Below are 17,971 nucleotides of genomic sequence, written 5' to 3' on the forward strand. Positions count from 1 at the left end.
GCTCACGATAAATGCTTAATAAAGACAACTCTGTTTAATATTTTGTATTATTGAATAATAACAGAAAAAAAATACATGATTCACGTCTCAATAATACGTTCACGCTACGGAAGAGTTCATACGAAAAAAATCAAGAAGTTTCATGATTTTCAAGTGCATGAAATAAATGATTTTTTACATAACCCACCTAAAACAAAGTCATCACCAACAACAAATAGATTACCATTATTTTATTTTAAACTAACAACTTACGATAACGGTAATATTTATTTTACATATTAATACCTATTTGTGAAATTAAATAGATCTACTTTTATTTGTCTTGATCACAAATCAAGTATTTATGTGAACAACATCACAAACTGCAATATGTCGATATATAAAAACAGAGTTTTATGTTTTATTAAACCCGAATATAAATAGCCGTAACAAATTTACTATATCAAAAATCGGCAATGTTAATTAAATGATCATTAATTTTTTCATGTCGCTGTTCAGCATTTTTCATTTTGCTAATGATCATGAAAATAAAAAGACAGTCACCGGGTTAATTTATTTAACCTTTTTTTGCTTTCCTGTTATCAGGACGTTTTTTTTGGCAACAATATAGTGTCAAAGGTAGCGTATGAATAAGGCACAAAAACAGGTTTTTGTTATTGCCGGAACCAGTAGTGGTTGCGGTAAAACCACCATTACGCTGGGAATTATGCGGGCACTGAGTGCGCGCGGACTGACTGTTCAGCCCTGCAAAGTTGGTCCTGACTATCTCGACAGCAGTTGGCACACCACAGTGACCGGTGTCCCCTCCCGTAATCTGGACGCCTTTATGCTGCCGGAATCCATCCTGACTTCTCAGTTTCATCATTATATGCAGGATAAAGACGCCGGTGTTATTGAAGGCGTGATGGGACTTTATGATGGTTTTGGTACCGATCCGCACTATTGCAGTACTGCCGCGATGGCAAAACAACTCGGCTGCCCGGTCATCTTACTGGTCGACGGCAAAGCGGTTTCCACGTCGATTGCCGCCACTGTTATGGGTTTTCAGCATTTCGACCCGACACTGAATATTGCCGGTGTGCTGATTAACCGGGTCAACAGCGACAACCACTATCAACTTCTGAAACACGCAATTGAACATTATTGCGATATACCTGTTCTCGGCTATATTCCGGTTATGGCAGATATTGAACTGCCTTCCCGCCACCTGGGGCTTATTCCGCCACAGGAGCAGACACAACAGACAGAGCGCTGGCAGCGGCTGGCTGAACAGATTGAAAAAACAACTGATATCAACACGTTACTCACACTCACACAATGGCAGGCACCGCAGACCTGCACCGCACCGGTACTGACCACCCCGGACGCCGGACGCGGGCTGACCGTCGCAGTTGCACAGGATGCCGCGTTTAACTTCTATTATCCCGATAATCTGGATCTCATCCGCCATTGTGGCGCAGAAATCATCACTTTCAGCCCGCTGCATGACAAAAAACTGCCTGACGCATGCGATATGATTTATATCGGCGGGGGATATCCGGAAGTTTACGCAGAGCAACTGTCCGCCAATAAAGAGATGCGGGATGCGTTACTTGCCGCCCACCAGCGCGGTGTTCCTGTTTATGCGGAATGCGGCGGTCTGATGTATCTCGGTGATACCCTGACCGACAGCAACAACCAGACTTACCCGATGACCGGCATTATCAGCGGACACAGCACAATGGGTAACCGTCTCAAACGTTTCGGCTACTGTGAGGGAACCGCGCTGACGGACACCACACTGGTTAAAGCCGGTGATCGCCTGCGCGGGCATGAGTTCCATTATTCTGATTTCATGACTGATCTGCCTCCTGCGTTTGAATTTATCAAAGAGCGCGACGGCGAAGTACAAAAGCGCTGGACTGGCGGTTATCAGGTCGGAAATACCTTTGCCGGTTATTTGCATGTGCATTTTGCCCAGCGTCCCGGATTACTCGATCACTGGTTCTCTCTTGCGCGGGGCGTGTTATGACACTGCTCAGCTGGCTGCTTGCCTTTCTCCTCGACTGGCGCCTCGGTGACCCGGAGCACTGGCCGCACCCTATCCGCTGGATTGGCAATGCTATCCGCAAAACAGAAAGTATGATCCGCAGCCGCTGCCGGAGTGACGCCGCACTGCGCCGGGGCGGTATCGTATTGTGGATTGTGATTGTCGGCGGCACCTGGATTATCAGCTACGCCATGCTGGCGCTGGCCTTTTATCTCGAAACCAGTCTCGGCTGGCTGGTTACTGTCTGGATGACTTACACCGCGCTGGCAACCCGCTGTTTACAGGACTCAGCCATGCGGGTGTATCACGCCCTGAAAGCCGGGAACTTAGCCGAAAGCCGCGAAAAACTCTCATGGATTGTCGGGCGGGACACCAGCGAACTGATGCCACCGCAAATCACCCGGGCAGTCACTGAAACGGTTGCAGAAAATACCGTCGATGGCGTGATAGCTCCGCTGTTCTTCTTATTACTCGGCGGCGCACCACTGGCGATGGCATACAAAGCTGTCAATACCCTGGATTCCATGGTCGGCTATAAAAATGATAAATACCGCGATATCGGGATGTTTTCCGCCCGCGCGGATGATGTTGCCAATTATATTCCGGCACGCCTGAGCTGGCTGCTGTTCACCTTTGCCGCCCGCATCTTAAAACTCAATAACCGACTCGCTTACACCACCGGACTGCGCGACCACGCCAATCACCGCAGCCCGAACAGCGGCTGGTCAGAAGCAACGGTTGCCGGTGCGCTCGGTGTCCGCCTCGGCGGTCCGAATACCTATTTTGGTCAGTTAGTTGACAAACCATGGCTCGGCGACGATACGCGGGAAATTAATGCAGACGATATTCTCAGCACCATCCGGTTGATGTGGGTTGCTTCCTCCGCCGCGCTGGCACTGTTTGCTGTCGTTTATCTTCTGTCACAGTGGATTTTGTAAGGGAAAATGATGAGTTATATACAACAACCGCAGGAAATCGAAAAAAACAGTTTCCTGATCATTGATGACATTATCCGGGATTCGCGTCCGGAGTACCGCTTTACCAGTGATGATCACGCCGCCATTATCAAGCGCGCTATCCACACAACGGCTGACTTTGACTGGCTGGATATTCTGCATTTTTCTGAGGGTGTGATTGAGACTCTCCGCGACGGTATCGCCCGCGGTTGTACTCTTTATACCGATACCACCATGGCGCTGTCAGGGATCAATAAAAACCGCCTGGCGCAATATGGCTCAGAGTGCCGCTGCTATGTCAGCGACCCGCGTGTGGTTGCCGCAGCAAAAGCACAGCAAATCACCCGTTCGATGGCAGCGGTTGATATCGCTATGCAGGAGCCGGGTGAGAAAATTTTCGTCTTCGGTAATGCGCCGACCGCGCTGTTCCGGGTTATGGAGCATGCAGAAAAACCGGTTGCCGTTGTCGGTGTCCCGGTCGGTTTTGTGGGCGCGGCAGAATCAAAAGATGCGCTGGCAGCAAGCGATTTGCCGTGCATCGCCGCCCTCGGGCGCAAAGGTGGCAGTAATGTTGCCGCCGCGATTATTAACGCCATCCTCTACCGGATGCCGGAGGCGTAATCATGACGCAGGAAAACACCACAGCCACAGATGACAACGGAACCGGTGTTGTCTGGCACAAGGGCAAAGCACTGCGTAAAGGTTATACAACCGGCTCCTGTGCAACAGCGGCGGCGAAAGTCGCTGCGCTGATGGTGTTGCGTCAGGAAGTTATTCAGCAGGTTTCTATCGTCACACCTTCCGGTGTTGCGCTGTCCCTGAATGTGGAAGAGCCGCTGATTTGCGGACAAACCGCCACCGCCGCTATCCGCAAAGATGGCGGTGATGATATTGATGCCACTCACGGTATGCTGATTTTTGCCCGTGTGGTTATCAATGACAGCGGAATCATCACCTTAGATGGTGGTGAAGGAGTCGGGCGGGTGACAAAAGTCGGGGTCGGGCTGCCGATTGGTGATGCCGCGATCAACAAAACCCCGCGCCAGACAATCGAAGCGGCAGTCCGTGAAGCCATCGGACCAAACCGGGGCGCAGATGTCACGATTTTTGCCCCCGAAGGCGAAGAGCGCGCGAAAAAAAACCTATAACGGACGCTCGGTATTCTCGGCGGGATCTCCGTTATCGGTACCAGCGGCATTGTCACACCTATGTCGGAAGAGAGCTGGAAGCGATCGCTCTCCATTGAATTAGAGATGAAACGTGCGCAGGGTCTGACGCGGATCTTTTTAGTGCCGGGCAACCACGGCGAGCGTTTTGTTAATGAACAGCTCGGGCTGGACGGCAACTATGTCGTCACCATGAGTAATTTTGTGGGTTACATGTTGCAGGAAGTCACGCGGCTGAAATTCGAACATGTCGTGATCCTCGGGCATTTCGGCAAGCTGGTTAAAATCGCCGCCGGTATTTTCCACACTCACAGCCATATTGCGGATGCGAGGATGGAAACACTCATTTCAAATCTTGCTTTAATCGGCGCACCGCTCTCCCTGTTACAGGAAGTTGACGACTGCACCACAACAGAAGCGGCAATTGAGCTTATCAATGCACAGGGCTTTCAGGCGGTTTACCCGCGTATTGCAGAGAAAATCTGCGACCGTGTTAATCAGATGCTGCGCTTTTCTGATTCCCCGCCGCAATGCGATGCCATTTTGTTCTCATTTGATAATCAGGTGCTGGGGACAAACCGTCCGCTGAGCGCCATTACGGAGGGATTCCGATGATTTATGTAACCGGCGTGGGTCCGGGGTCACAGGCGTATCTGACCCGGCGGGCAACAGATGCAATTTCCGGCGCGGATATTTTAATCGGCGGACAGCGTCACCTGAATGAATTTGCCGATCTGCATGTTGAAACCAAAGTGATTGATGCCGATGTCAGCGGGCTGATGCACTGGATAGCGGAACGTCTTAATCAACGTATTGTGATCCTCGCATCCGGCGACCCGATGTATTTCGGTATCGGCAAACGAATTTGTGACACCTTTTCACCGGAGCAAGTGCAGATAATCCCGGGGATTAGCTCGGTGCAGTATCTGTGCGCCAAAGTGGGCATGGATATGAATGATATCTATCTCACCAGCAGCCATAACCGCTGTCCGGATTTTGACTGGCTGCTCGGACATGAGCGCATTGGTATGGTCACAGACAAAAACATCGGTCCCAAAGAAATTGCCGCTGAGATTATTCAGCGCCGCCAGAACCGCCGCCTGATAATTGGTGAGAATTTGTCGATGCGAAATGAGCGGATAAGCATTCTTAATGCAGATGAGGTCATGGGCGATTACGACATGAATGTGGTGTTAATCGACAAAAAAGGCAGTGAGGTTTACTGATGAAAGATGAACTTTTTCTGCGCGGGCAACAAATCCCGATGACCAAAGAGCCGGTGCGGGCGCTTGCGCTCTCACGGCTGGATTTACAGGGCGCTGCGCGTCTGATTGATGTGGGCGCGGGTACCGGCAGCATTGCTATTGAAGCGGCACTAAGCTATCCGGCGCTGGATATTATTGCCATCGAGAAAAAACCGGACGCCGTCGCACTTATCAAAGAGAACTGCCGCCACTTTCAGTGCCCGCAGATCCGCCTGATTGAAGCCTATGCGCCGGTGGACGTCGCCGAAAAAGCAGATGCCGTATTTGTCGGCGGCACCGGCGGCAATCTCACAGAGATTATCGACTGGTCGCTTGACCATCTGCATAACGACGGCACCCTGGTCATGACCTTTATCCTGCTGGATAACCTGACGCAGGCGATTACCCATCTGAAACAGTGCGAAGTCACTGAGCTGGATTGCTGTGAATTACAGGCAGGTCACATGACCACGCTCGGACACAGTTACTATTTTAAACCGAATAACCCTACCTATCTTATTTCCTGTCGTAAGGAGGCCCGTTGTGGCTGAACAGTTTGACCACCAAAAAGTCTGGTTTGTGGGCGCCGGTCCCGGGGATATCAGTCTTATCACCCTGAAAGGCTACCGTATATTACAGCAGGCTGACATCGTCATTTATGCCGGATCACTGATTAACACAGAGCTTCTGGATTACTGCAAAGACGGTGTTGTCAGCTATGACAGCGCGGGCATGACCCTGGACGATATCATCACTGTCATGGTTGATGGTGTGAAAAGTAACAAACTGGTGGTGCGCTTACAGACCGGCGACCTCTCCATTTACGGCTCTATCCGCGAACAGGGCGAAGTGCTTAATGAGCACAATATCGGCTTCAGTGCTATCCCGGGCGTCAGTTCTTTCCTGGGCGCTGCCGCAGAACTGGGCGTGGAATATACCGTCCCTGAAGTGTCACAAAGCCTGATTATCACCCGCATCGAAGGCCGCACGCCGATGCCGCCGAAAGAGAGTCTGCGCAGCTTTGCCGCTCACCAGACCTCTATGGCGATTTTCCTCTCCGTACAGGATATCTCCGGTGTGGTTGAACAATTAACCGAGGGCGGTTATCCGATCGAAACTCCGGTTGCCGTCGTATATAAAGCCACCTGGCCTGACTGTCAGGTGCTGCGCAGCACGCTGGAAGATATCACTGTCGCGGTACGTAATGCGAAAATCCGCAAAACTGCTCTGATTCTGGTCGGTCCGTTCCTGGGCAACGAATACCATTATTCCAAACTGTACGATGCAGGCTTCAGCCATGAATACCGGAAAGCCACAGAGTAAGCGCATTGCGCTGTTTTGCCTGACACCGGGCGGCAAAGCACTGGCGGAGAAAATCCGCCCGTTGCTACCGGTGGCTTGTTACACCAGCGAAAAACTGGTGTCGGAAGGCTTTGAGCCCTTTATCGGTGGTTTCAGAGCCTCGCTGCAACAGGCATTCCGTGATAACGATGCATTAATCGTAATTGGTGCAACCGGTATCACGGTGCGCGTTCTCGCGCCGGTAATTGAAGACAAAATGAGCGACCCTGCTGTCATTGTGATGGATGAAAAAGGGCAGTTTGTTATCAGCCTGCTCTCCGGACATCTCGGCGGCGCAAATGAACTGGCGGTCTGGCTGGCAGAGCGGATCGGCGGACAAGCGGTTATCACGACCGCTACTGATGTCAATCAGGTGACCAGCTTTGATCTGCTGGCACAAGAGATGGATGCCACGTTTACGGATTTCCGCCAAACCGTCAAAACCCTCAATCAGATGATGGTCAGCGGGCAGCGTATCGGGATCTGGTGGCATCCGGATGTTGCCGGTGAACAGGATAAGTACGCCACTCCCGGACTGATACAGGTGGATAACCTGCGCAATCTTCCGGAACTGGATGCGTTGGTGTGTGTAAGCTACCGCAGCGAAGAACTATTACTCTCAGTACCGGTTTATAAGCTTATTCCGCGCCGGATTATCGCGGGCATGGGTTGCCGGAAAGAAACCGCAACTGAGGCGGTCCTGCACCTGTTTGCAGAGCAGTTGGCAGAAAATAATCTGCTGCCGCAGTCCGTCCGGGCTATCGGCAGCATCGAATTAAAAGCAGAAGAACCGGCATTACTGGCACTCGCGGAGCATTACCGCGTGCCATTTACTGTTTTCAGTGCTGAAGAATTGTCGCCCGTTGCGGCGCAGTTCCCGGCATCCGAATTTGTTAAGAAAACCGTGGGCGTAGGGAGTGTTTCCCAACCGGTGGCATGGCTGATGAGCCGTGGTCACCTGATCGGGCAAACCCGTAAAGACCAGGGGATCACCATTACGTTAGGAGCAGAAATAATATGTTAACCGTTATAGGCATTGGTCCCGGCAGCGAAGCCATGATGACCGGGGAAGCCATCGCCGCACTGAAAGAAGCGGAAGTGGTTGTGGGATATAAAACCTATACCCATCTGGTGAAACCTCTGGTAGGCGATAAAGAAGTGATCAAAACCGGGATGTGTAAAGAGATTGAGCGCTGCCGTCTGGCAATCGATCTGGCACAGGAAGGTAAAAACGTTGCGATGGTATGCAGCGGTGACGCCGGTATTTACGGCATGGCGGGGCTTATCCTCGAAATTGTCACCAAAGAAAAACGTGATATCAAAGTGCGCGTCGTGCCGGGCATTACCGCCAGTATCGCTGCCGCATCCCTGCTGGGTGCGCCGCTGATGCATGACTTTTGCCACATCAGCCTGAGTGACCTGCTGACGCCGTGGGAAGTCATCGAAAAACGTGTTATTGCAGCAGCTGATGCGGATTTTGTTATCTGTTTCTATAACCCGCGCAGCCATGGTCGTGAAGGTCACCTGGCGCGTGCATTTGAACTGATGGCGCCGTACAAAGCAGCCACAACGCCGGTCGGTGTTGTCAAAGCGGCAGCGCGTAAGAAAGAAGAGAAGTGGATAACCACCTTCGGTGAGATGGAATATGAGCGCGTTGATATGACAAGCCTGGTGATCGTCGGTAATAAATCCACCTATATCAGTGATGATTTGATGATCACACCACGGGGATACGTACTGTGATCCCGCGCGGGCTGCTGATTTTCGGCGGGACCGGAGATGCCCGCCTGCTCTGCGGGCGCCTGGATGAACAGGGAGTCGCTTACCGGCTCTCTGTCGCCACACCGGCAGGTCGTCAGCAGGCTGCGGGGTTACAGGGTGAGATCGTCGAAGGCCGGATGGATGCAAATGAGATGGCAGATTTCTGCCGCCGTCATGAGATTGGCGTACTGGCTGATCTCTCCCATCCATACGCCGCTGTACTCAGTGAGAATATCTTACAGGTGCAGCGCGAGCTGGGAATTCCGCTGGTGCGTTATAACCGCCCGAGTCACATTGACGCCGTTGATAACCCGCTGGTGCATAAAGTGGACTCCATTGACAGCGCCTGTGAACTGGCGATGCAGCTCGGGGAGCGGATTCTGCTGACAACGGGCAGCAAACAACTGGCGGACTATATTGCGCGCCTGCCGGGTAAAACCGTGCTGGCACGCGTTTTACCGACACAGGATGTTCTCGCACAGTGTGAATCTTACGGGCTGACTATCGACCAGATTTTTGCCCTGAAAGGCCCGTTTTCTGCTGAGTTTAATGAATCCTTTTACCGCTACTGCAATGCAGATGTGGTTATCACCAAAGAGTCCGGCGCACAGGGCGGATTCAGTGAAAAAGTCGCCCCCTGCCTGGCGCTGGGCATTCCCTGCATTGTCGTGGTTCGCCCGCAGACACAGGTGCCCGGTGATGTGACTGAATTAAATAATCTTTCCGGGGTAGAGCAGTACTTGGTATCCCGTTTTTCTGTCTGTTGATTTACTGAGGTTATGAGATGAAAAAAGCGTTATTAGTGATTAGTTTCGGCACCAGTTACGCGGAAACCCGGGAAAAAAATATTGAAAGCTGTGAAAAACAGCTCGCGGCAGCGTTTCCCGGCCGTGATTTTTTCCGTGCCTTTACGTCCGGTATGATTATCCGCAAATTAAAAGCGCGCGATAACCTGCATATCGATAACCCCGAAGAAGCACTGCGCCACCTGCACGAGCAGGGTTATGAAGATGTGGCGATACAATCGCTGCATGTGATTAATGGTGATGAATACGAAAAAATTGTCAGTCAGGTCGAAAAATACCGTCCGTTCTTCCGTTATCTGCGCGTGGGTAAACCCCTGCTGAGCAGCTTTGACGATTACTCACAACTGATTGATGCCCTGCATTTCCAGATGCCGGAACTCAAAGACGACGAGCGCGTGGTCTTTATGGGGCACGGTGCCTCGCACCATGCGTTCTCCGCATACGCCTGCCTTGATCACATGATGACCAACAGCGGTTTTCCGGGTCGTGTCGGTGCCGTCGAAAGCTATCCGGAAATTGATTTAATTATCAAAGGTCTGAAAGCTGACAATATCCGTAAAGTGCATCTGATGCCGCTGATGCTGGTGGCCGGTGATCATGCCATTAACGACATGGCGTCTGATGAAGAAGATTCATGGCGCACACAGCTTGAGCAGGCCGGTATTGAAGCTGTGCCATGGTTACAGGGCATGGGCGAAAACAACATGATCCGCCAGATGTTTGTCGAACATCTCGCACAAACAATGGATAACGCGGAGTAAGGTCCTTACATACATGAGCGAACAAACAGAACAACCACAGGGCAGACTCTACGCTATCGGCACCGGTCCCGGTGCCAGCGACCTGATTACGGTACGCGGTGCGCGGATCATCAGTGAGCTGGATATTCTGTATGCACCGGCCGGGAAAAAAGATGCCCCGAGCCTGGCACATACTATTGTTGCCCCTTATATCACCGGAAAAACCACGGTGAAAACCTATCACTTCCTGATGAAAGCCCCGCAGGAAGCGAAAGAAGCAGTCTGGGATGATGTTGCAAAAGCAATTCAGGAAGATGTGGCTGACGGCAAAAAAGTCGGTTTCATTACCCTAGGTGATTCCATGCTGTTCAGTACCTGGGTCTCCTTACTGGAACGCATCGGCAACCAGCCATGGCTGGAAGTTGTGCCGGGCGTGACCTCGTTTGCCGCCATCGCCTCACGCGCAGTTGTGCCGCTGGCGATGGAAACCCAGAGCCTTGCCGTTATGGCGTGTACCGCATCGCCCGAAGAACTTGAGCATGCGATTACCCATCACGATTGTATTGTTTTAATGAAAGTTTATGGTCGTTTACAACAGGTACGCGATCTGCTCCGCCGCCATGATTTATTTGATCATGCCATCCTGATGGCCGACGCCACACTGGAAACTGAACAGTGCTGGAGACGCCTGGATGAGATCGACGACGAACAGACACTGCCTTATTTCTCAACGGTATTAATTAATAAAACCCGGAAATAATTCGGTGAGGTTGTTATGCAACAGAAACTCACGCAGTTCTCGTTAACCGGTGCCGCCGTCACAATTTTGCTGATGATCGCACCTCAGGAAGCCTTTGCCATGCATATCATGGAAGGCTTTTTACCGCCGATGTGGGCGATTGCCTGGTGGCTGATTTTCCTGCCGTTCCTTGTGGCAGGGATTGTCCGTCTCAAAGCGATTGTTCAGGAAGATGCCAACCAGAAAGTGCTGCTGGCGCTGTGCGGCGCATTTATCTTTGTGCTCTCCGCACTGAAGATCCCGTCAGTCACCGGAAGCTGCTCTCACCCGACCGGGGTGGCGCTGGCGGTTATTCTGTTCGGACCGTCAGTTGTGGCGGTGCTCGGCTCTATTGTTCTGTTGTTCCAGGCACTGATGCTGGCACACGGCGGGCTGACCACACTCGGTGCCAATGGCATGTCGATGGCGGTTATCGGCCCGATGGTCGGTTATCTCATCTGGCGTTTCACCACCAAACTCGGCTGGCGTAAAGATGTCTGCGTCTTCCTTGTGGCAGTGTTTGCCGATCTGACCACCTACTTTGTCACCTCTGTTCAGCTCGGTGTCGCCTTTCCTGATCCGCAAATGGGCATGGGTGCGGCTATCCTGAAATTCATGAGTATTTTCTGTCTGACTCAGGTGCCGATTGCCATTGCTGAAGGTCTGCTCACTGTGATGGTTTATGACCAGTTAGTGAAACGAAACCTGGTGGGAAATGAGGTACGGGCATGAAAAAGACACTGATTTTACTGTTTCTGACCATCGCTATTTTTATCATCCCGTTTTTTTATCGATCACGGTGGTGAGTATGGCGGATCAGACGATCAGGCAGAGCAGCAGATCCTTGCTATCGCGCCGGATTATGAACCCTGGTTTGAATCTCTGTACGAACCGGCCAGTGGTGAAATCGAGAGCCTGTTATTTACCTTACAGGGCTGTTTAGGCACCGCAGTTATTTTCTACGTGCTCGGTTATTACCGCAGCGGCCGGAAAAATGCAAAGCCTTGATGCGCTGAGTTACCAAAGCCGCTGGCGTCAGCGTGATCCGAGGGCGAAATTCGCCCTCTACGTTCTGATGATGGTGCTGGCGATGAGCCTGCCTCCGGCAGGCCAGGCGGCTTTACTTATTATTATCGCAGCTTTTACCTGCTGGTTATTGCGGGTATCACCGCTGCGCTATCTGAAATGGCTGCTGATCCCGTTCAGTTTTCTGGCGGTCGGTCTGGTGGCGATTATTATTTCCTTTGCCCGCCAGCCGGATGTCTTACTGTGGAGTATTCAGACCGGAAAGTACTGGATAGGATTAGATCCCGCAGGTATCGCAACGGCAAATCTGACATTCTGGCGCAGTATGGCGGCTCTTGCCGCGACATTCTGGTTTATGCTCAATATGCCGTTTGAACAGCTGATTAAACTGATGAAACACGGACGCATTCCGCTGGTGCTTATCGAACAAATTCTGCTGACCTGGCGGTTTATTTTTATCTTTCTGGAAGAAGCGGCAATCATTTATCACGCACAGTCTCTGCGCTTCGGCTACCGCAACCTGCGTACCGGCTACCGCTCGCTGGCGATGCTGGTAACCATGCTGTTTTCCAGAGTCATGATGCGCTATCAGCAAATGTCAGTTGCACTCGATGTGAAGTTATATCAGGGGAATTTTCATATATGAACCAGCGCCCTCAATTAGCCGTTAATGACCTTACTTTTCGCTATCAGGATGATAATATTCTGAAAAACCTGACTATGGATTTCAGTGAACATCAGGTAACGGGAATTATCGGCGCAAACGGCTGCGGAAAATCTACCCTGTTTATGAATTTATCCGGTATTCTCAAACCGCAGCACGGACAGGTTCTCTGGCAGGGCAAACCGCTGAATTACAACAAAAAAGCCCTTCTTGATCTGCGTTCGCACGTTGTGACGGTCTTTCAGGATCCGGATTTACAGATCTTTTATACTGATGTGGACAGCGATATCGCCTTTGCCCTGCGCAACCTAGGGATGGATGAAGCAGAGATAAAACACCGGACAGATGAAGCGCTGCGTCTGGTTGATGCCCTCTCTTTCCGCGATAAGCCGATTCAGCACCTGAGTTTCGGGCAGAAAAAACGGGTCGCGATCGCCGGTGCGCTGGTGATGGAATCAGACTATCTGCTGCTCGATGAACCCACTGCCGGACTTGATCCCGCCGGACGGCAGCATATGATCGCCCTGCTCGCCCGCATTGCCGCCGCAGGCAAACACATTGTTATTTCCAGCCATGACATTGACCTTATCTATCAGGTTTGTGATGGTATTTACGTGATGTCGCACGGCGAAGTGTGCGGTCACGGCACACCGGAAGCGGTTTTCCTGCAAAAAGAGATGATAACCGCCGCCGGTCTGGAACAGCCCTGGCTGGTCAAACTTCACTGTGAAACCGGTCTGCCGCTGTGTAAAACTGAACAGGCGCTGTTTGCACAACTGCAACAGCAGACAACTCCCGCCGCCGGGACACGAGAGGTAATGGCATGACAGTTTCACTGATGATCCAGGGCACCGCTTCCGATGTCGGAAAAAGTGTATTAGTCGCCGGATTCTGCCGGATTTTCTCTCAGGACGGCTATCACTGCGCCCCGTTTAAATCACAGAACATGGCACTGAACTCGGGGATCACCCGTGACGGCAAGGAGATGGGACGCGCCCAGATTTTTCAGGCGGAAGCCGCCGGTATTGAGCCGGATGTGCGCATGAACCCTGTTTTACTCAAACCCACCTCTGACCGCAAATCGCAGGTGGTACTGATGGGCAAAGTCGCCAGCAACATGGACGCGGTGGAATATCACAACTATAAACCCCAACTGCGGACAATGATCCACGAGGTGTATAACAGCCTTGCCGCTGAGCATGGCATCATTGTGCTGGAAGGTGCGGGCAGCCCGGCGGAGATCAATCTGCGCGACGGCGATATCGTCAATATGGGCATGGCGGAGATGATCGACGCGCCCGTGATCCTGGTGGCAGATATCGATCGCGGCGGGGTATTTGCGTCTATTTACGGCACACTGGCACTGCTCAGTGATCAGGAACGCGCCCGGGTTATCGGGGTTATCATCAATAAATTCCGTGGCGATGTTGCTCTGTTGATGCCCGGGATCACACAGATCGAAGGGCTCACCAACGTTCCTGTTCTGGGCGTGTTACCGTGGCTGGATGTCGATCTGGAAGATGAAGACGGCGTTGCATTGCAGGTCGGTAAATATGACGGCAAAACAGAAAAAGTGCTGGATATTGTGGTAGTTCAGTTGCCGCACATTGCTAATTTCACTGATTTTAATGCCCTTGCCACGCAACCGGATGTCCGTCTGCGCTATGAATCAGACCCGAAAGCCCTCGGCGAACCGGATCTGCTGATTATTCCGGGCAGTAAAAATACCCTGGGTGATCTGCTGTGGCTGCGCCAGAAAGGCATGGATAAAGCGATCCTCGCACAACACGCAAAAGGCACGCCGGTTGCCGGTATTTGCGGCGGGTATCAGATCCTCGGTAAACATATTTATGACGATGTCGAATCCGGCATGTCAGATTTACCGGGACTGGGGCTGCTTGATATCACCACCCGCTTCTCCCCGGAAAAAAATACCACACAAACCGCCGGAACCATCAGCAGCACACTGCCGGGTATCTGGTCGGCATGCACCACACAGCCGGTCAGCGGTTATGAGATCCACATGGGTGTATCAGAATTAGGTCCGGATGCATTGGCGTTTGCGCACATGCATCAGAAAAACCGGGAGCCCTGCAACCATGCAGATGGCGCAGTCAGCCCGGACGGCAGCGTGATGGGATCGTATCTGCACGGAATATTCGACAGAACTAATTTCACCCGCCCTCTGCTCAATAAATTACGTGAATCTAAAGGACTTGAACCCTTGCCCGAAAGTATCTTTGATTATGCCCTGCACAAGGAAGAGCAGTTCAATATTCTCGCCGCACAGATGCGGGAGCATCTGGATATCGCAGAAATCACCCGTCTGATGCGCGCGCACAAGGAAAAAACAGCATGATTATTATCACCGGCGGCGCCCGCAGCGGCAAAAGCAGCTTTGCCGAAAATCTTGTCGCGGAGAGGTGTCACAGCGCACTGTATATCGCCACCTCTGTCATTACTGACGATGAAATGGCGGCGCGTGTCGCCCGCCATAAAGCTGACCGTCCGCAGCACTGGCGCACTTGGGAAGGGTTTAAAAACATTGCAGATGCCATCCGTTATGAGCGCAAACCCGGTGAAGGGATTATGCTGGAATGCATCACCACGCTTATCGCCAACCTGCTTTATGATGCCTCAGGGGGCGCTGATCCCGATACCCTGGATTATGCAAAACTGGAAATTGGCATCAACAGCGAAATCGACCATATCATCGATGCCTGCAAAGAGAGCGGATGCCCGGTGTATATCGTCACTAATGAGCTGGGCATGAGCATCACGCCGGAAAACCGCCTGGCGCGCCACTTTGTGGATATCGCCGGGCGTATTAATCAAAAGCTTGCCCGTCAGGCAGAACAGGTCTGGCTGGTTGTTTCCGGGATCGGAGTTCAAATCAAATGAACCTGAAATATCTGTGGGCGACACTGCAATTTATCACCCGGATACCGGTGCCGGCGCGCTGGAGTGAAGGGACTGAATTTCAGGAGTACCGCCGCGGGGTTCCGTACTTTCCGGTCGCCGGTCTGATTGTCGGCGTCATCGCCGCACTGTTCACCGTCTGGATAGATTACTCCGCGCAAAGCCCGCTGATTGCAGCACTCGGATATGTATTTGCCCTGATGTTACTGACCGGCGGGTTCCATCTCGACGGTCTGGCGGATACCTGCGACGGTATTTTTTCCGCCCGCAAACGGGAGCGGATGCTGGAGATTATGCGCGACAGCCGCATCGGTACGCATGGTTGTCTGGCGCTGGTTTTTGCGCTGATGGCAAAATCAGCCGCCGCTTATGAAGTCCTTATGTTACATCCCCTCTCTTTGATGACCGCCGCCGGACTGCTGATTTGTGCTCCGGTCGCCGGGCGTACCTGTATGTCGCTGCTGATGTATAACCAGCGCTACGCCCGCGAAGGGGAAGGTATGGGCAATATTTATATCGGACGTATCAGTCTGCGCCGGTTTATTACCACGCTGGCAACCGGCGCCGTCATTGTTACGCTGCTGGGCGGCATGAAAGCATTCGGCGCGCTGATTATTACCGCCTTTATTATTTACGGGCTCGGGCGCTATTTTTGCCATCACCTCGGCGGACAAACCGGAGATACCCTCGGTGCTGCTGAAGAGTGCGGAGAGATTCTGTTTCTGCTCGCGCTCTTCTGGATGTGACCGGTGAGCCTCAGCCGCTTTATTCTTGTCCGCCACGGTGAAACCACCGGTAACCGGGACTGTTTATTTTACGGCAGCACCGATCTTCCCCTGACAGACACCGGTCACCGCCAGGCCGCCACCGTCGCGGACTATCTGAAGCAGGTACATATTGACAGCGTGCTGACCAGCGGGTTACTGCGCGCACAACAAACCGCAGAACAAATAATTGCGCCGGACAGAAAAGCACATACCAGTGAACCGAATCTGAATGAAATGGACTTCGGCGACTGGGAAATGTGCCATTTCAGTGAGATTGCCACCCGTTTCCCGGCTGACTGGGAAGGCTGGATAAATGACTGGCAGAACGCAACGCCTACAAACGGAGAGCCGTTTCCGGTCTTCGCCGAGCGTGTGCAGACGCTTGCTGACACTCTGCGCCAACAGGCAGCAGAGAACCCCGGCACGCATCTTATCGTGGCACATAAAGGCGTTCTGGGACTGATGATCGCCCGCTGGTTTGGTCTGCCCGCTGATGCTATGTGGCAGTTTCCCTGTGCGCAGGACAGTTACAGTGTGGTCGAATGCCGCGCCGGATTTATGACGTTATCAGTATTTAACGGGCGGTCACCTTATACGCCTGTTGTTTAATTATATACCCAACGCCATTCAGGATGCAGCCAACGAACCTGCAGTTTGAATGAATAAGGGTATAAAAATAATAATGTGAGCAAAAAACAATGACGACACTGGAAGACCTGATCCGTGCAATACCGCCATTGGATCACGCGGCTATGCAGGCGGCAGAGCAACATATCGGAGGATTAGCCAAGCCTCCGCGCAGCCTGGGACGGCTTGAAGACCTTGCTGTTCTCCTCGCGGGTATGCCGGGTATCGATAACCTCGATGATTTACCAAAAGAAATTATTGTGATGTGTGCGGATCACGGCGTATTTGAAGAAGGCGTCGCCGTCACACCACAGAATGTTACCGCTATCCAGGCGCGTAATATCCAAAAGCAACTGACCGGTGTTTGTGCGGTTGCCCGCAGCAGCGGAACCAGCGTGCTGCCGGTGGATATCGGCATTGATTGTGAGCCTATCGACGGCATGATCAGCCTGAAACTGGCACGGGGCTGCGGCAATATCGCCAAAGGTCCGGCGATGTCTTATCAGGATGCCGAACATCTATTGATCTCCAGCGCAGAATTAGTCCGAACCCGCGTGGCGGAAGGTATCCGCGTGATCGGTACCGGTGAGCTGGGCATTGCCAATACCACCCCGGCTTCTGCCATGATCAGTGTGCTGTGCGGGCTTGATCCGCATGATACTGTCGGGATCGGCGCTAATCTGCCACTGGATCGCGTTTCTCACAAAGAGGCGATAGTGCGTCAGGCTATCGCGCTGAATCAGCCGGACCCGGCGGATGCAGTTGATGTGCTTGCCAAAATCGGCGGGTACGACCTGACCGGAATGACCGGGGTTATCCTCGGCGCCGCCGCCTGCGGTATCCCGGTTGTCCTTGATGGTTTTTTATCCTACGCTTGTGCGATAGCCGCTTGTCGCCTGGCACCAAAAGTCCGTGATTATCTGATCCCGTCCCATTTTTCTGCGGAAAAAGGCGCGGGTATCGCCTTAGAGCAACTCGGACTCAAACCGTTCTTATATTTAGATCTCCGCCTGGGTGAAGGCAGTGGCGCGGCATTAGCAATGTCAGTCATCAACGCCGCGTGCAGTATGTACTGCCATATGGGACATCAGGCCGCCAGTGGTTTCTCGCTGCCGCCGTCTCCGACCCGGTAAAATGGATATTTTTT

General features: G+C 52.3%; 19 protein-coding genes and 2 pseudogenes. All 21 read left to right on the forward strand.

What is annotated here, in order from left to right; translation table 11 throughout:
- Nucleotides 1-625 precede the first annotated feature (625 nt).
- The 21 genes and pseudogenes from AYY16_RS14770 to cobT all read left to right on the forward strand — a co-directional run bounded on the left by AYY16_RS14770 (nt 626) and on the right by cobT (nt 17,957).
- Entirely contained in the window at nt 626-2,011 is a 1,386-nt protein-coding gene (locus tag AYY16_RS14770; protein ID WP_067368169.1) for a cobyrinate a,c-diamide synthase, read from the forward strand.
- A complete protein-coding gene (gene cbiB, locus AYY16_RS14775) occupies nt 2,008-2,967 on the forward strand; it encodes an adenosylcobinamide-phosphate synthase CbiB (RefSeq protein WP_067368172.1) in 960 nt (319 codons plus the stop codon). Before AYY16_RS14770 ends, cbiB begins: the two co-directional genes overlap by 4 nt.
- 9 nt (nt 2,968-2,976) lie before the next feature.
- Complete coding sequence (locus tag AYY16_RS14780) at nt 2,977-3,606, forward strand: cobalt-precorrin-8 methylmutase (RefSeq protein WP_067368175.1); 630 nt, start codon at nt 2,977-2,979, stop codon at nt 3,604-3,606.
- 2 nt (nt 3,607-3,608) lie between these two features.
- Nucleotides 3,609-4,766: pseudogene (gene cbiD / locus AYY16_RS14785) on the forward strand (cobalt-precorrin-5B (C(1))-methyltransferase CbiD).
- Nucleotides 4,763-5,377 carry a cobalt-precorrin-7 (C(5))-methyltransferase gene (locus AYY16_RS14790; protein ID WP_067368178.1) on the forward strand — a complete coding sequence of 205 codons (615 nt, stop codon included), beginning with the start codon at nt 4,763-4,765 and terminating at the stop codon, nt 5,375-5,377. Before cbiD ends, AYY16_RS14790 begins: the two are co-directional and overlap by 4 nt.
- Nucleotides 5,377-5,946, forward strand: coding sequence for a decarboxylating cobalt-precorrin-6B (C(15))-methyltransferase (locus AYY16_RS14795; protein WP_067368180.1), 570 nt, complete (start codon nt 5,377-5,379; stop codon nt 5,944-5,946). Before AYY16_RS14790 ends, AYY16_RS14795 begins: the two co-directional genes overlap by 1 nt.
- Nucleotides 5,939-6,718 (forward strand): cobalt-precorrin-4 methyltransferase, encoded by a 780-nt coding sequence (locus AYY16_RS14800; protein WP_067368182.1) that lies wholly within the window; start codon nt 5,939-5,941, stop codon nt 6,716-6,718. Before AYY16_RS14795 ends, AYY16_RS14800 begins: the two co-directional genes overlap by 8 nt.
- On the forward strand, nt 6,693-7,760 hold the full coding sequence (locus AYY16_RS14805; protein WP_067368185.1) for a cobalt-precorrin 5A hydrolase: 1,068 nt from the start codon (nt 6,693-6,695) through the stop codon (nt 7,758-7,760). The genes AYY16_RS14800 and AYY16_RS14805 overlap by 26 nt, the downstream gene beginning before the upstream one ends.
- Nucleotides 7,754-8,479 (forward strand): precorrin-3B C(17)-methyltransferase, encoded by a 726-nt coding sequence (locus AYY16_RS14810; RefSeq protein WP_067368188.1) that lies wholly within the window; start codon nt 7,754-7,756, stop codon nt 8,477-8,479. Before AYY16_RS14805 ends, AYY16_RS14810 begins: the two co-directional genes overlap by 7 nt.
- A complete protein-coding gene (locus tag AYY16_RS14815; RefSeq protein ID WP_208020743.1) occupies nt 8,476-9,264 on the forward strand; it encodes a cobalt-precorrin-6A reductase in 789 nt (262 codons plus the stop codon). The genes AYY16_RS14810 and AYY16_RS14815 overlap by 4 nt, the downstream gene beginning before the upstream one ends.
- A 17-nt stretch (nt 9,265-9,281) precedes the next feature.
- On the forward strand, nt 9,282-10,064 hold the full coding sequence (gene cbiK, locus AYY16_RS14820) for a sirohydrochlorin cobaltochelatase (protein ID WP_067368191.1): 783 nt from the start codon (nt 9,282-9,284) through the stop codon (nt 10,062-10,064).
- Nucleotides 10,065-10,077: 13 nt separating this feature from the next.
- Complete coding sequence (locus tag AYY16_RS14825; protein WP_067368194.1) at nt 10,078-10,803, forward strand: cobalt-factor II C(20)-methyltransferase; 726 nt, start codon at nt 10,078-10,080, stop codon at nt 10,801-10,803.
- Nucleotides 10,804-10,818: 15 nt separating this feature from the next.
- A complete protein-coding gene (locus AYY16_RS14830; RefSeq protein WP_067368195.1) occupies nt 10,819-11,553 on the forward strand; it encodes an energy-coupling factor ABC transporter permease in 735 nt (244 codons plus the stop codon).
- A pseudogene (locus AYY16_RS19895) lies at nt 11,550-11,829 on the forward strand (energy-coupling factor ABC transporter substrate-binding protein). The gene AYY16_RS14830 and the pseudogene AYY16_RS19895 overlap by 4 nt, the downstream one beginning before the upstream one ends.
- Nucleotides 11,816-12,493 carry an energy-coupling factor ABC transporter transmembrane protein gene (locus AYY16_RS14835; RefSeq protein ID WP_067368198.1) on the forward strand — a complete coding sequence of 226 codons (678 nt, stop codon included), beginning with the start codon at nt 11,816-11,818 and terminating at the stop codon, nt 12,491-12,493. The pseudogene AYY16_RS19895 and the gene AYY16_RS14835 overlap by 14 nt, the downstream one beginning before the upstream one ends.
- Complete coding sequence (locus AYY16_RS14840; RefSeq protein ID WP_067368201.1) at nt 12,490-13,338, forward strand: ATP-binding cassette domain-containing protein; 849 nt, start codon at nt 12,490-12,492, stop codon at nt 13,336-13,338. Before AYY16_RS14835 ends, AYY16_RS14840 begins: the two co-directional genes overlap by 4 nt.
- Nucleotides 13,335-14,870 carry a cobyric acid synthase gene (locus AYY16_RS14845; protein ID WP_067368203.1) on the forward strand — a complete coding sequence of 512 codons (1,536 nt, stop codon included), beginning with the start codon at nt 13,335-13,337 and terminating at the stop codon, nt 14,868-14,870. Before AYY16_RS14840 ends, AYY16_RS14845 begins: the two co-directional genes overlap by 4 nt.
- Nucleotides 14,867-15,412: a bifunctional adenosylcobinamide kinase/adenosylcobinamide-phosphate guanylyltransferase gene (gene cobU, locus AYY16_RS14850; protein WP_067368207.1), complete on the forward strand. Its 546-nt coding sequence runs from the start codon at nt 14,867-14,869 to the stop codon at nt 15,410-15,412. Before AYY16_RS14845 ends, cobU begins: the two co-directional genes overlap by 4 nt.
- On the forward strand, nt 15,409-16,176 hold the full coding sequence (cobS, locus tag AYY16_RS14855; protein WP_067368211.1) for an adenosylcobinamide-GDP ribazoletransferase: 768 nt from the start codon (nt 15,409-15,411) through the stop codon (nt 16,174-16,176). Before cobU ends, cobS begins: the two co-directional genes overlap by 4 nt.
- Nucleotides 16,177-16,179: 3 nt before the next feature.
- Complete coding sequence (gene cobC, locus AYY16_RS14860) at nt 16,180-16,806, forward strand: alpha-ribazole phosphatase (protein WP_067368215.1); 627 nt, start codon at nt 16,180-16,182, stop codon at nt 16,804-16,806.
- Between the two features lie 89 nt (nt 16,807-16,895).
- On the forward strand, nt 16,896-17,957 hold the full coding sequence (cobT, locus tag AYY16_RS14865) for a nicotinate-nucleotide--dimethylbenzimidazole phosphoribosyltransferase (protein WP_067368218.1): 1,062 nt from the start codon (nt 16,896-16,898) through the stop codon (nt 17,955-17,957).
- The last annotated feature ends 14 nt before the right edge of the window (nt 17,958-17,971 follow it).

It is taken from the genome of Morganella psychrotolerans, from assembly GCF_001676155.1.
Lineage (GTDB): Bacteria > Pseudomonadota > Gammaproteobacteria > Enterobacterales > Enterobacteriaceae > Morganella > Morganella psychrotolerans.

Coding starts and splice junctions, on each gene's coding strand:
- AYY16_RS14770 (WP_067368169.1), top strand. CDS start 626: ATGAATAAGGCACAAAAACAGGTTTTTGTTATTGCCGGAACCAGTAGT.
- cbiB (WP_067368172.1), top strand. CDS start 2,008: ATGACACTGCTCAGCTGGCTGCTTGCCTTTCTCCTCGACTGGCGCCTC.
- AYY16_RS14780 (WP_067368175.1), top strand. CDS start 2,977: ATGAGTTATATACAACAACCGCAGGAAATCGAAAAAAACAGTTTCCTG.
- AYY16_RS14790 (WP_067368178.1), top strand. CDS start 4,763: ATGATTTATGTAACCGGCGTGGGTCCGGGGTCACAGGCGTATCTGACC.
- AYY16_RS14795 (WP_067368180.1), top strand. CDS start 5,377: ATGAAAGATGAACTTTTTCTGCGCGGGCAACAAATCCCGATGACCAAA.
- AYY16_RS14805 (WP_067368185.1), top strand. CDS start 6,693: ATGAATACCGGAAAGCCACAGAGTAAGCGCATTGCGCTGTTTTGCCTG.
- AYY16_RS14810 (WP_067368188.1), top strand. CDS start 7,754: ATGTTAACCGTTATAGGCATTGGTCCCGGCAGCGAAGCCATGATGACC.
- cbiK (WP_067368191.1), top strand. CDS start 9,282: ATGAAAAAAGCGTTATTAGTGATTAGTTTCGGCACCAGTTACGCGGAA.
- AYY16_RS14825 (WP_067368194.1), top strand. CDS start 10,078: ATGAGCGAACAAACAGAACAACCACAGGGCAGACTCTACGCTATCGGC.
- AYY16_RS14830 (WP_067368195.1), top strand. CDS start 10,819: ATGCAACAGAAACTCACGCAGTTCTCGTTAACCGGTGCCGCCGTCACA.
- AYY16_RS14835 (WP_067368198.1), top strand. CDS start 11,816: ATGCAAAGCCTTGATGCGCTGAGTTACCAAAGCCGCTGGCGTCAGCGT.
- AYY16_RS14840 (WP_067368201.1), top strand. CDS start 12,490: ATGAACCAGCGCCCTCAATTAGCCGTTAATGACCTTACTTTTCGCTAT.
- AYY16_RS14845 (WP_067368203.1), top strand. CDS start 13,335: ATGACAGTTTCACTGATGATCCAGGGCACCGCTTCCGATGTCGGAAAA.
- cobU (WP_067368207.1), top strand. CDS start 14,867: ATGATTATTATCACCGGCGGCGCCCGCAGCGGCAAAAGCAGCTTTGCC.
- cobS (WP_067368211.1), top strand. CDS start 15,409: ATGAACCTGAAATATCTGTGGGCGACACTGCAATTTATCACCCGGATA.
- cobT (WP_067368218.1), top strand. CDS start 16,896: ATGACGACACTGGAAGACCTGATCCGTGCAATACCGCCATTGGATCAC.